The sequence below is a fragment of the Halogeometricum pallidum JCM 14848 genome (assembly GCF_000337095.1).
In the GTDB taxonomy this organism is placed as follows: domain Archaea; phylum Halobacteriota; class Halobacteria; order Halobacteriales; family Haloferacaceae; genus Halogeometricum; species Halogeometricum pallidum.
The window spans coordinates 157,927-170,694 of record NZ_AOIV01000006.1 but is presented as its reverse complement, the minus strand read 5'-3'; the positions used below and the strand labels follow the sequence as shown (position 1 = coordinate 170,694).

Annotated in this window: 12 protein-coding genes; 6 read left to right on the top strand and 6 right to left on the bottom strand. The window is 68.6% G+C overall.

Translation table 11 applies throughout. The features are described 5' to 3' along the window. Window positions 1-30: 30 nt before the first annotated feature. Both C474_RS03645 and C474_RS03640 read right to left on the bottom strand, forming a co-directional pair. On the bottom strand, window positions 31-348 hold the full coding sequence (locus C474_RS03645; RefSeq protein WP_008384041.1) for a DUF7577 domain-containing protein: 318 nt from the start codon (window positions 346-348) through the stop codon (window positions 31-33). Window positions 349-413: 65 nt separating this feature from the next. Further along, on the bottom strand, window positions 414-1,346 hold the full coding sequence (locus C474_RS03640) for an acyltransferase (protein ID WP_008384040.1): 933 nt from the start codon (window positions 1,344-1,346) through the stop codon (window positions 414-416). Window positions 1,347-1,513: 167 nt separating this feature from the next. Between C474_RS03640 and C474_RS03635 the strand changes: the two genes are divergently transcribed. Further along, on the top strand, window positions 1,514-2,812 hold the full coding sequence (locus C474_RS03635) for a glycoside hydrolase family 68 protein (RefSeq protein ID WP_008384039.1): 1,299 nt from the start codon (window positions 1,514-1,516) through the stop codon (window positions 2,810-2,812). A gap of 15 nt (window positions 2,813-2,827) precedes the next feature. Here C474_RS03635 and C474_RS03630 read toward each other — a convergent pair whose 3' ends face one another. Continuing rightward, a complete protein-coding gene (locus C474_RS03630) occupies window positions 2,828-4,990 on the bottom strand; it encodes a GH32 C-terminal domain-containing protein (protein WP_008384038.1) in 2,163 nt (720 codons plus the stop codon). A gap of 139 nt (window positions 4,991-5,129) precedes the next feature. On the opposite strand from C474_RS03630, the gene C474_RS03625 reads away from it, so the two are divergent. Genes C474_RS03625 through C474_RS03615 form a run of 3 tightly spaced genes read left to right on the top strand, consistent with a single transcriptional unit; the run spans window position 5,130 to window position 7,247 of the window. Continuing rightward, the gene (locus C474_RS03625) at window positions 5,130-6,206 is read left to right on the top strand and encodes an aldo/keto reductase (protein WP_008384037.1); all 1,077 of its coding nucleotides are present in this window, start codon (window positions 5,130-5,132) and stop codon (window positions 6,204-6,206) included. A gap of 4 nt (window positions 6,207-6,210) precedes the next feature. Continuing rightward, window positions 6,211-6,399, top strand: a complete 189-nt coding sequence (locus C474_RS03620) for a hypothetical protein (RefSeq protein ID WP_008384036.1) — start codon at window positions 6,211-6,213, stop codon at window positions 6,397-6,399. 59 nt (window positions 6,400-6,458) lie between these two features. After that, the gene (locus tag C474_RS03615; RefSeq protein ID WP_008384034.1) at window positions 6,459-7,247 is read left to right on the top strand and encodes a GHMP family kinase ATP-binding protein; all 789 of its coding nucleotides are present in this window, start codon (window positions 6,459-6,461) and stop codon (window positions 7,245-7,247) included. Window positions 7,248-7,641: 394 nt separating this feature from the next. Here C474_RS03615 and C474_RS03610 read toward each other — a convergent pair whose 3' ends face one another. Then, on the bottom strand, window positions 7,642-9,237 hold the full coding sequence (locus C474_RS03610) for a heme-binding protein (protein ID WP_008384032.1): 1,596 nt from the start codon (window positions 9,235-9,237) through the stop codon (window positions 7,642-7,644). A gap of 143 nt (window positions 9,238-9,380) precedes the next feature. Between C474_RS03610 and C474_RS03605 the strand changes: the two genes are divergently transcribed. Continuing rightward, entirely contained in the window at window positions 9,381-9,902 is a 522-nt protein-coding gene (locus tag C474_RS03605) for a PadR family transcriptional regulator (RefSeq protein WP_008384030.1), read from the top strand. Window positions 9,903-9,926: 24 nt separating this feature from the next. On the opposite strand, the gene C474_RS03600 is transcribed toward C474_RS03605, so the two are convergent. After that, a complete protein-coding gene (locus C474_RS03600) occupies window positions 9,927-11,738 on the bottom strand; it encodes a site-2 protease family protein (protein WP_049916682.1) in 1,812 nt (603 codons plus the stop codon). Between the two features lie 45 nt (window positions 11,739-11,783). Next, window positions 11,784-12,047 (bottom strand): DLW-39 family protein, encoded by a 264-nt coding sequence (locus C474_RS03595; RefSeq protein WP_008384027.1) that lies wholly within the window; start codon window positions 12,045-12,047, stop codon window positions 11,784-11,786. Window positions 12,048-12,208: 161 nt separating this feature from the next. Between C474_RS03595 and C474_RS03590 the strand changes: the two genes are divergently transcribed. After that, the gene (locus tag C474_RS03590; RefSeq protein ID WP_008384025.1) at window positions 12,209-12,745 is read left to right on the top strand and encodes an LURP-one-related/scramblase family protein; all 537 of its coding nucleotides are present in this window, start codon (window positions 12,209-12,211) and stop codon (window positions 12,743-12,745) included. The last annotated feature ends 23 nt before the right edge of the window (window positions 12,746-12,768 follow it).

The following is a 12,768-nucleotide window of genomic DNA, read 5'->3' as shown; positions in this document are numbered from 1 at the left end:
CGGACAGGGCCGGGAGATTGGCCCGTCGAGTCAGGCGAGTCGATTCGAGCAGTTCCAGCAGCGGTCGAACGTCGGGTCCGGTTCGTTCATCGTGCCGCACCGGGGGCAGTACCGGCCGTCGGCGTCCTCGCCGGGGCGTTCGCTACGGGTGGGCGCCGCGAGGCGGGCCGCGCGGGTCGGACCGCCGCGGTCGCTTCCGGAGGCGACGGAGTCGGGCCGGTCGTCCCTGTCACCGAACACCCGGTCGTACCCCACCTCGTCGTCGCCGTTGAGCAGGTACCGATACACCAGTAGCTGGAGTATCGCGAGGCCGACGGCGTAGACCACGATCCATCCCCACGGGTCCATATCGTGCTATTCGTTGCCAAGGCACTTTACCTTTCGGGAGCCCGCTCGGAGTCGGGCGGCGACCGTCAGTCGGTGGACTCGGTGCCGGGCGCGTCGGGGACGTCCGGCGGCGTCAGCGTCCGACCGAACTCGTCGAACGCGTCGAGGTCTTCTGGCAGGTCGTACTCGATTTCGCGTTCGTCCTGCCGGTTGACGAGGCGGTCCTCGACGGCGTCGGCGACGGACTCCCACCCGGGCTTGACGCGGATGCTCTTGGCCGGCGTGCCCGCGACGATGTGGTGGGCGGGCACGTCGCCCTGTACGACCGAACGCGCGCCGACGACGCTGTTGGTCCCGACACGGATGCCCGCGCGGACCATCGCGTCGTAGGTGACGCGCGCGTCGTCCTCGACGACGGTGTGGAAGTTCCGTATCTCGGTCTGGTCGACCACGTCGTGGTCGTGGCTGTACAGGTGGACGCCGTCCGAGATGGAGACGCGGTCCCCGATTGTGAGTTTCCCCCGGTCGTCGAGGTGGACGTCGTCGTGGACGACGGTGTTGTCCCCGACGGAGATATTGTGCCCGTAGGTGAACGAGATACCCTTGAAGAACCGGCAGTTCTCCCCGCACTCCTCGAACAGGTGGTCGGCGAGCATCTGCCGGAATCGAAGCGCGAAGTGGATGTTGTCGGCCATCGGCGTCGCGTCGAACTGCCGCCAGAGCCACTGGAGATACTTCGACTCCTCGAACCGCTCTTCGTCCTTCTCGGCGTAGTATTCCGACTCCAGCGTCGCGTTACAGGGGTCGTACCCCTGCAGGCGGACGCGTTCGGCGGCCGAGAGGTCCTTCCCGGCCTGCCACCGTTCGTACGCCGCCCGGTCGCCGTGGAGGTCCACGAGCGTCTCCGTGACCACTTCGCACGTGTCCTCCGCCGAGGAGAGTCGTTCGTCCACCTCGTCGATGAACGCCTGCACGTTCCGTTCCGCCTCCGCGGGGAGAGAGACGTGGACTTTCGTCATGGAACGTCGCTTCGTCCCCATCGAACTAATCCGTTCGGTTGTGTGTACACATCGGCGAACCGCGGAAAGTCCATTTCAACGGACTGAGCGTCCGCAAAGAATCACCACTGGTGTAGTAAACGAGTGGATACCGACGGTCACTTCACGGAGTTACGGGTAGTAGCGGTATGAGCGGCGACGACGGTCCGAACGCGCCCGACGGTCGGTCGGCGTGGACGCGCGACCACGCGACGGCGTTGCGACGCGAGGAGACGAACGTAGCACCGATAATCTACCCCCCGTCAGAGCGTTTAGACGAAGGCCTGCACGTCTGGGACACCTGGTGGCTCCGCGACCGGGACGGGTCGCCCGCGGAGGTGAACGGCTGCCGCGTTATCGTCGCGCTGACGTCCTCGTCGGACCTCCTCCCGGGGAAACGGCACGACGTGGCGACGCTGCGATACTTCTACTCGGCGGACGGAGAGTCCTGGGAGACGGGCGGCCGCGTCTTCGAGACGGGGATGCTCGGCTCCCGGCAGTGGGCCGGGTCGGCCCTCCACGATGACGGGGACGTGTACGTCTACTACACGGCCGCCGGCGAGGCCGACGAGGCGGACCTGTCGTACTCCCAGCGCATCGCTCTCGCGGAGGGCGGGACGATTTCGCCCGGCGACGACGGCGACGGCGTCGAACTCGACGGTCCGTGGGAGCACTCGGTGCTCCTGGAACCCGACGGCGAGTGGTACGAACGGGAGGCGCAGAGTCGCGGGATGACGTACACGTTCCGCGACCCGTGGTTCTTCGAGGACGAGGACGGGGAAACGTACCTGCTGTTCGAGGCGAACACGCCCGTCCCCGAGGGGTCGGACGCCTGCGGCGGCGACGCGGCGCAACAGGAGTTCAACGGCAGCGTCGGCCTCGCGCACTCGCCGACGGGCGACCCCACCGACTTCGAACTCCGGCCGCCCCTCCTCGACGCCGTCTGCGTCAACCAGGAACTCGAACGGCCCCACCTGGTCGTCCGCGACGGGACGTACTACCTGTTCGTCTCCAGCCACCACCACACGTTCGCCCCCGGCGTCGAGGGCTACGACGCGCTGTACGGATTCGTCGCCGACGGACTGCGGGGCGACTACGAACCGCTGAACGGGCACGGGATGGTGCTGACGAACCCCGCGAACGCGCCGTTCCAGGCGTACTCGTGGCTCGCGTACGACCACGGCGACGAACTGCTCGTCACCTCCTTTTTCAACTACTTCGACTACGACCGACCGTCGATGGACGACGTGGCCCTCCTCCCGGAGGACGAACAGATGCGACGGTTCGGCGGGACGCTCGCCCCGACGGTGCGCGTGGGGGTGGACGGCACGCGGACGCGGGTGCTCGGAACGCTCGGGCACGGTCACCTCCCCCTCGCCCGGGAGTCGCTTCCGTCCGACCCGTTCGAGGGTGCGGCCGACGACGCCGACGGCTTCCGGTACTACTGAATCGGTCGCGGCCCGCTACTCGCCCGCCGGGAACGTCGCGTCGAGTTCCCACGCGTTCGCCGAGGCGAGTTCGACGCCGCCGCCGACGGCCCGGAGCGAGACGCCCTCGGCGTCCGCGCGGGTGGGGTACACCCGACTCGTCAGACACCGGCGCTCGTTCGCGTACAGTTCCACGACGGACCCGTCCACTAACGCTCGGAGCGACAGCGAGTCGCCGTCGATGGGCATCGACTGCTCCTCCGCGTCGGGCACGCCGTCGAGGGCGCTATCGGTCCGGTCCACCGTCACCGCATCGCCGTCGTATCGCACGACGGTCCGCTCGTTACCCGCGGGCGACTCGAACAGGCCGAGTTCGAGCGTCGCGCCATCGGCGACGCGCGCGTCGAACCCGAGTTCGTAGGCGTTGCCCGTCAGGTCGAGCGTGCGCGACGCCCCGGCGGCGAGAGAGACCGCCTCATCTCCGGCGAGGGCGTCGCGGCCGCGGAGCGATTCGAGTTCCCGCGCGGGTCGCTGGCGGAGTTCGCCGTCCTCGACGGACAGTTCTCGGGGCACCGTGAGGAGGCCGGACCACCCGGCGTGCCACTGCGCCTCCACGTCACGCGCCTCGGGCGCCCACCCCCACGTGAGCACGCGGCCGTCGTCCGCCCGCGTCGACTGCGGCGCGTAGTAGTCCCCGTAGTCGAGTCGCTCGCGGTGCTCCACGTCGAAGGCGGGGTCGTCCACGTCCGCCGTTCCGAGGAAGTACTCCACGTGACTGTAGTTCGAGACGTGCAACACCTGTTTCTCGCCGAAGTCCAGCAGTTCGGGGCACTCCCAGACGACGCCGTGGCCCTCCCAGTCGCCGACGAGGAGGGGGCCGACGTACTCCCACTCGCGGAGGGTCTCCCCCCGGTAGAGGAGGGCCGCCCCGCCGGTGTCGGCGACGCCCGCGCCGACGAGGTGGTACCACGTCTCTCCCTCCCGCCAGACGTTGTGGTCGCGGAACTCCGCGCGCCAGTCGTCGGTCTCCAAGAGGTCGAGGTCGACGTGTTCGCCGGGGTCGACGATGACGGGGTTGTCGCCGTGCTTGGTCCACGTATCGAGGGAGGGGTCGTCCGTCGTCGCCAGACACGGGAGTTGGTCGCGGCCGCGGCCGCCGGTGTAGACCAGCGTCGGCGTACCGTCGTCGACGACGGCGCACCCGGACCAGACGCCGTCGCGGTCCGGGCCGTCCGGGTCCGGCGCGAGGGCGACGGGGCGGTCCTCCCAGCGGACCAAATCGTCGCTCGCCGCGTGCCCCCAGTGGATGGTGCCGTGGAACGGCCCGCCGGGGTTGTACTGGTAGAAGACGTGGTAGGTGCCGTCGTACCGGACGATGCCGTTCGGGTCGTTCAGCCACCCGCCGGGAGCCGCGAGGTGGTAGCGCGGCCGGCGGTGGTCGTCCGCGATTTCGCGCCGAAGCGCCGCGAACCCGGACGCGTCGTCGGGGCGGTCGGTGAACCGCGGGCGGCGGCGTTCGTCGCCGCCGAGGAGGGCGAGGGCGTTGCGGACGATTCGGCGCTGGGCTTCCGCCGCCTCGAAGTCCGACGCGGGGAGGAAGGCGACTTCGGAGCCGATTCCGTACGCGTCTCCTCCGCCGACGCGCCACGCGAACGCCGCCTTCTGCGCGACGTGGAACGCCTCGCCCCGAATCGTCGAGGCGATGACGTCCCCCGACTGCGGGAGCGACGCCTCGTACCGGGCGTACGGTCGCGTCGCGTCCGCCGGTTGGGTGTGGAGTTCGCGGAGCGGGAACCCCTCGAACAGGGGGTGGCCGTCGTAGACGCGCTTTTTCACCAGGCCGCTCGACTCGGCGGGCGTCTCGACGCCGACGGCGTCCGGTGCCACCTCGTCGACGCCGAACGGGACGACGGCCGGGAGGGCGCGGAGCGTAAGCAGGAGGCCGTTTCCGTCTTCGAGAAACGCCGAGACGGCGTCGGCGCAGGCGGCGGCGTCCGCGCGGGCGTCGTCGACGAACGGTTCGTCGCGGTGCCACCACGCCACGTCGTAGTCGGCGAGCGAAGCGGTTCCGTCGGCGAGTTCGGCGAGGGAGACGTCCGCCACGTCCGCGACGCCGTCGCACCAGTTACGGGCGGCGCGTTGTTCGTCCGTCAACTCGGTCGCAGAGAGGAACGCGACGCTGACCGGCAGGTCGTCCATTGGTACCGGGGTTCGAGGTCATCAAATATTAACTCGGGGTTTCGTACTTGGGCGGTCGTGGACGGGGATGGTTCGGGGTCCGGGACCTTTCGACCGCCGAACCGTTCGGGCTAAGTGACCGGGCGTCCAACCCCGAAACATGCACTATCGGACGCTGGGCGACTCGAACGTCGAAGTCAGCGAGGTCGGGTTCGGCGCGTGGGTCGTCGGGACCGACTGGTGGGGCGACCGGACGAAGCAGGACTCCATCGACCTCATCCACCACGCCATCGAGGAGGGGATCACCTACTTCGACACCGGCGACGTGTACGGCCACGGCGAGAGCGAGCGGGTGGTCGGGGAAGCGGTGTCGGAGTACCGCGACGAGGTGACGCTGGGGACGAAGGTGGGCTACGACTTCTACAACCACCCGCAGGCGGGCCACGGCGAACTCCCGAAGGAGATGACGGGCGAGTGGGTCCGTTCGGCGACGGAGAAGAGCCTCGACCGTCTCGGCGTCGGCCACGTCGAACTGCTCCAACTCCACAACGCGAACGTCGATGAAGTGGACGAGGACGTGTTGGAGGCCCTCGACGAACTGAAAGAGGAGGGCCTCGTCGACGCCGTCGGCTGGGCGCTCGGTCCGTCCATCGGCTGGTTGGCCGAGGGCGATATGGCCATCGCCGAGGAGTTCGACTCCCTGCAACTCGTCTGGAACGTCTTCGAACAGGAGGTCGGCGAGCACTTCCTCGACACCATCGAGCGCACCGACTCCTCGACGAGTCTCATCCCGCGCGTGCCGCACTCCTCGGGCCTCCTGAACGAGCAAGTGACGCCCGAGACGGGTCACGACTTGGACGACCACCGCGGCTTCCGCCCCGACGCGTGGTACGAGACGGGCTGGGAGAAACTGGAGACCCTGCGCTTCCTCGAACGGGATGGCGAGCGCACGATGGGACAGGCCGCCATCGCGTTCCTCCTGAGCCACGACGCCGTCGCGAGCGTCACGCCGACGTTCCACACGCGCGAGGACATCACCGAGTGGGCAGCCGCCTCCGACGTGCCGAAACTGAGCGACGAGGAGCTGACCCGCGTGAAGGACCTGTACGCCGACAACTTCGGCATCGGCCGCGAGGACGGGATGGACTCGCTGCGTTCCTCGGTGGACGGCGACGACATCGCCGCCGCCGGCATCGACAAACAGCCCTCGGCGGGACCGCGGAACTCGGCGGACTGACGCCGTGACCGCACGCCGAGCGGCGAAGGCGTTCGTCGGACCGACCGTCGTCGTCCACGTCGCCCTCGCGGCGTGGGTGCGACGCGACGCCGACGGACGCGGCGTCGACCCCGCCCCGTGGGACCGCCTGACGCTCCTGACGGGGCTGTTCGGCGTCGTCGGCTACCTGCTGTCGCGGCGCGCCGCGGCGTAGACGGTCGGAACTTCGCCGACTGCGGCACGCTTACCAGCGCTCCGTTCGACCCCGACACCATGCCGACAGCGTACGCGCCGGGGAGCGTCACCACCGTCTTCGCCCCGCGGGAGGACGGCGAGGGGTCGTTCGGCGTCAGTTTCGCCGTGGAGGACGGCGTCCGCGCGACGGTCGAACCGGCCGCCGAGACGACCGTCCGACTCGACGGCAAGGCGACCGACTTCGAACCGGTCGAGGGAGTCCTCGACTCGCTGAACGTCGCGGCGGTGGTCGAACTCGACGCCGAGATTCCCGTCGGTCGCGGGTTCGGCGCCAGCGGTGCCGCCACGCTGGCGACGGCCCTCGCCGCGAACGCCGCCTTCGAGTTGGGCCTCTCGCGCGAGGCGGCCGTCGACGCCGCCCACCGCGCGGAAGTCGCCGCCGGCACCGGCCTCGGCGACGTGTTCGTACAGGACCGCGCCGGCCTCGCGTGGAACACCGGCGACGGGGACGGGCGCAACCGCGTCGAACGGGACGACCGAATCGAGTACGTCTCGACGGGCGGAATCGCCACGGAGTCCGTCCTCGGCGACGAGGCGTCGATGGCGCGGGTCGCCGACGCCGGACGCGGCGCCCTCGCGTCGTTCGACCCCGAGGAGCCCTTGGAGACGTGGTTCGAGACGGCGTGGACGTTCGCCCGGCGGACCGGACTACCGACGCCCGCCGTCGAGGAGGCGGTCGGACGGGTCGCCGAGGCGGGCGGCGCCGCGACGATGGCGATGGTCGGCGAGACGGTGCTCGCGACGGGCGTCGAGGGCGTCCTGCCCGAGGAGACGCGGATTACGAACGAGGGCGCACACCTCCGCTGAAACCGGGTGTAATGGGTCGTTACGCCCGTTAATGGTCCGATTCAGCCCGACGTACGCGCCCCATAGCTAAGTCGGCGGGACGCCTCGTACCGAGTACGCCTCCCGGCCCGAGGCCGGGGGCGCGAGAGACCAGCGGTAGGCGCCGCCCGCGGTAGGCATCAGTCGGGCGGTAGGCATCGTCTCGGCGGTAGGCGCCGGTCGGACGGTAGGCACTTCACTGCGCGGTCGTCTCGACTTCGAACATCTCCAGTGTTCCCCCCGCGGCGGCCCACCCGCCGCACCCCCCGTTTCTATTCGAACCAACTCCACCGTAGAGCGCGACGCCGCGAAAAATTCAGGCGTCCGAGCGTCTCGCACGAACGGCGTGCGCGGCTGAGAGTTCCGAAAACTCCGACTACGCGAGGAAGACGTGGCGCGGTCGGTCGGCGAGGACGTCGCGGCCCCACTGGACCGTGTCGCGGAAGGCGTCCGACCGGAAGAAGCCCATCGCGTCCTCTTGGGAGGTCCACTGGCTGGCGATGAACATGTCGTTCTCGTCCTCGACGTTGACCATCAGGTCCGTCTCCTGGTGGCCCTCGGTGTCGGCGAGGACGCCGCCGACGGTGTCGAACTTCTCGACGAAGTCATCTCTGTAGTCGGGTTTGACCGTGTAGAACATCCCCATCGTCCCGAACCCGGACTCCTCGCCCGCGCGGGAGACGATGTTCGGGAGTTCCGAGAGGAACCCGGCGGCCGTCTCCGCGGCCGACTGCGTGTCCCAGATGGAGACGACGGCCGTCCGGTCGCCCCCGCGGGCCTCGTAGAGCGCCGTCTTGACGTGCGTGCCGTAGTGGTCGAAGTTGCCCCGCAGACCGTCCACCTCGTCGAACAGTTCGTCGGTGTCGGCCTCGGAGTACAGCACCGTCGCGTACACGTCCTCGCCGTGCGGCTTGCCGGCGTAGATGTTCAGGTCCTCCAGTTCGCCGCGGATGCCGTCGTCGACGGTGTCGGCGTTCCGATCGGACGACTCGGACGATTCACCGTGCGGCGCGTCGCCGTGTGCGTGTCCGCCGCCTCCGCCGCCGTGCGAACCGCCGTGGCCCCCGTCGTGGGGGCCGTCGCCGTGCGCGTGGCCGTGTGCGGACCCGTGGCCGTGGCCGGGTTCGCCCTCCGCGTGCGCGCCGTGGGCGCTCTCGCCGTGCAGGGAGTCGCCCGCCCGTTCGGCCTCGGCGGTGGGGACGGACTCGCCTTCGAGATAGGCGCCGAGGTCCGCGGGCGGGAATCGGCGGCCGACGTAGAACTGCCCGAACTCGCCGTACTTCGAGGACGCCTCGTCGAAGCGCATCTCGTAGACGATGTTCTTTATCTCGGCGGGGTCCTCGGCGAACAGCGTCACGCCCCACTCGTGGTCGTCGAATCCGACGGAGGAGGCGATGACCTGCTTTATCTTCCCGGCGTACTCCCGCCCCGTGTCGCCGTGCTCGGACATCATCTCCGCGCGCTTCTCGAAGGCGAGGTCGTACCAGTTGTGCGTCTCGCCGCGGCGCTTCGACATCGGGTAGAAGGAGACGTACTGGTCCTCGGGAATCTCGGGCGTGAGTTTCCCCTCGATGTAGCGGCGCAGACCCTCGTCGATGTCGGCGTCCTCGTCCTCGAAGTACTCCCGCGAGACGTACCCCGACACCTCGGTGACCGAGACGTACGAGGTCGCCTGCTCGGTGAACGACGCCAGCGAGGTGCGCTCGAACCGGCGCTCCGCCCGCGAGAGGTCGTCCAGCGTCGGTCGGAAGTGGACGACGAGCAGGTCCGCCTTGTGACCGAGAACCGAGAAGACGGCCGAGTCGCCCTCGGTGGCGTCCTCGACGGCCTCGTGCGCGCGGAGGTACTCGACGCCCTCGCCCACGGCGCGGTCCCGTTCGTGCTCGGGCGCCTCGCGCCACGCGTCCCAGTCCACGCTTCGGAAGTCGTGCAGGACGTACCAACCCTCGTCCGTCGGTGGGGCTTCTGGCATGTGCGAGAGTTGGGGTTTCTCCCGTATGGGAGTTGCGAGTCCGCCCGGCGTCCGACGCGCGTACCCGCCCGAAACCTGACACAAACCGGAAATTTCACTCGTGACCGAAACCCTTTCACAGAGCGACCCGGAACTGACGCTTCATGCGGAAGAGTGGTCCCCCGAAGGGACTCATCTCGTACCTCGTGCTCGAACTCCTAGAGGAGAAGCCGCGGTACGGCTACGAGATACTGAAGGAGATAAACGACATCAGCGGTGGCCACTGGGAACCCTCGTACGGCTCGGTGTACCCCATCCTCTACAAGTTCGAAGAGGAGGGGTGGGCCGCTCGAATCGAACGCGAAGAGGAGTCCGACCGGAAGTACTTCGAGCTCACCGACGCCGGCCGCGAGGAACTCGAAGGGAAGCGGCGCGAGTCGGGCGGAAAGGCGGCCGAGTTCGCGGACATCATCCTCGGGTTCTACCACGTCTACGTCGCCTTCGCCACCGACGACCGCTTCGAGGTGGAAGCGCCCGAGGGGGCCTGGCGCTTCGATGAGACGTTCAGTTCGTGGATCATCGAACAGCTCATCCGCCACCACGAACGCGACTTCGGGACGTTCGAGCGAATCGACGGGACGCCCGAGGAGTTCTACGAGAAGCAGGGAATCGAGTCCGAGGACTGAGCGCCTCCGCTCACCCCCGCCGCGTCAGTTCAGCACCGTCGGCCCGAACACGAGCAACAACAGCGACAGCAGCATCGTGACGCCGACGCCCGTGGTGATTGTGCGGACGACGGTGTAGGGTTCGGAGACGGGCAGGCGGGAGACGAGGGCCTCCGCGCTGGTTCTGAGGATGCGTCCGCCGTCCAGCGGGTAACCCGGGATGCAGTTGAACATCCCGAGTTGGAGGTTTATCCACGCCATCCAAAAGCAGATGTTTGCGAGGAGGAAGACGTTCGACCCGAGGAAACCGAGCGGCCCGGACACCGAGTAGAAGTTGGAGACGCTGGCCGTGAAGCCCGGGAAGTTCGGGATGCCGAGGACGAGAGAAGCGAGGGGCAGGATGAGCGCCACGTACACGGCGCTGAGCGGCGACTCGGCGAGGGCGCCCGAAACGCTCCCCGCGCCGGGGCCGCCGTCGCCGCCGAGGAGGGCGACGTACGTGCCCGCGGGGTACGGCTGTACGCCGAAGTCGGTGAGGAGCAGTCCGCTCGTCCCCGGGAAGAGGCCGACGCCGAGGAACCCGCCGCCGTCGTTGGGGTTCTCACCGAGCGTCACCTGATACGTCGACAGTTCGCCGTCGTCGTAGAGTTCGACGGGCACCGTCTCGCCGGGTCGCGTCCCGTCGAGGACGCGGTCCAAGTCCGACGAGGAGGTCACGCGCTCGCCGTCGATGGCGGTGACGATTGCGCTCCCGTCCGTCGGCGCGCCCGCGTTCGCCAGCGGTCCGTCCGCGGACACCCGCGTGACGTACGCGCCAACGGGGATGGTGACCGTGCCGCGCGAGGTGGTGAGGGTGGCGAACTTACTCCCGCCGACGGCTTCGGAGAAGCCCGACTGCGTGTGGACGGGCGTGCCGTTCACCTCCGAGACGGTTATCGGCTCCTCGCCGACCGAGAGGTTCGCCGGGTTGTCCGCGACCGAACCCGCGACGATGAGCGACCGCTGGACCGTCGCCGTCCGCGTCTCGCGGTCTGCGGCGCTGTCACCCCCGTTCAGTTCGACCTGAACGGTCCGCTCGTCCGTCGAAGCGAGCGCCGCATCCAGCGTCGACTCGTTGGTCACGGGCGTCCCGGCGACGCTCGTGACCCGGTCGCCCTGTCCGATTCCGGCCGCGGCGGCGGGCGACCCGTCGTAAGAGCCCTGCACCGCCATCCCGGGCGCGACGGCGATAGAGCCGATGACCGGTCCGAAGAGGAGGGCGAACGCGACGATGGTGACCGCGAAGTTGTTCGTCACGCCCGCGGCGAACATCCGGGTTTTGCCGCCGCGGTCGGCGTTCTGCTGGCTCTCCTCGTCGGGTTGGACGAACGCGCCGAGGGGGAGCAGCGTGAAGAGGAAGATGCCCATCGAATCGATGTCGATGCCCTCGACGCGGCAGAGGATGCCGTGGCCCCCCTCGTGGACGACGAGTCCGACGAGGAGGCCGAACACGATTTCGGGGGCGACGGACAGGGGGAGAAAGTCGTTGACGCCGGGGATGACGAGGAAGTTCTGCGGCTGGTTGACGGCCGAGGGTTCCGGCGGGTTCTGCAGGATGAACAGCCCCTGCAGGAGGAGGAAGAGGAACATCCCGACCATGATGACGAGGGTGACGCCGAGTCCGAAGTTCGTCCACGCCCGCCAGAAGCGCTTGGGCGTGGCGACCCAGTCGATGAAGTCGCGCCCCCGTTTCGTGTGCACGGTCGTGAACGGGCCTTGGATGCTGACCGAGGAGGGGAGCAGACCGTACCGACGCAGGAGGAGGGCGGCGGCGGAGTACGCCAGGATACCGAGGAGAACCCACACTAGGGTGTTCATCGTCGGAAGAAGGGAGTCAGCGCTGAAAGACGTTCGGGTTGGTCGCTACTCTTCGCTGGATTCGACCGCTTCCGTCGCCCCGTCGTCGAATTCTATCTCGGCGAACTCCGAGTCGTCCCGCATCGCGCGCCGACGGCGATACGCCGCGTAACCGGCGCCGGCGGCGACGGCGACGACCAACGCCCCGCCGAGCAGTCGTCGCCCGCGAGACGATGTCGACTCTTCCGCCCCGTCGGGTCGCGCCTCGGCCGCATCCCCGCTGTCTTCGTCGCCCTGTCCGCGCCCCAGGTTGAGTTCGATGAGTGCCATCTGTGTCGTCCTCCGCGCCGGCGTGCGAACGGGGAACCGAAGACGCCCGCTCCCGTCCGAAAGCCCGGCACAGGTCAGACCGTACGCGAGAGGCCGCAATAAATCTGCCCGCGCTCCTCCCCGAAACACTATCCCCGAGAGCGACGAATCTCTCCGGACGAATGTTCGACGGCACCCACTACGAAGTGCGACAGAAGCTTCGGCTCGGTAACAAGTATCGCATCTACGAGGGCGACACGGCGATTCTGGAGTCCGCGCAGAAGCGGTTCCGCCTGAAGGAGGATTTCCGATTCACGGACCCCGACTCGGACGAGGAGCGCTTCCGCGTGAAGGCCGGAAGCATCCTCGACATCGCCTCGGCGTACGACGTCGTCGACTCGGAGACGGGCGAGCGAATCGGCTCCGTCAGGCGGAGCGTGATGTCCTTTTTCAAACACGAGTACGAACTGCTCGGACCGGACGGAGACACCGTGGCGACGGTCACCGAGGACAACGCGGTGATGGCGTTAGCGCGCCGGCACGTCACGACGCTCATCCCGTTCAACTACGACATCGTCTCGCCGTCCGGGGAGAAACTGGGCGACGTGAGCGAGTCGCTGTCGTTCCGGGACAAATACAACATCGACGTCACGGGCGACATCGACCCCCGACTCGCCGTCGTCGGGATGGTCGTCATCGACGCCATCGAGGAGAACTGAGGCGCGTCGCGCCCGTTCGACCG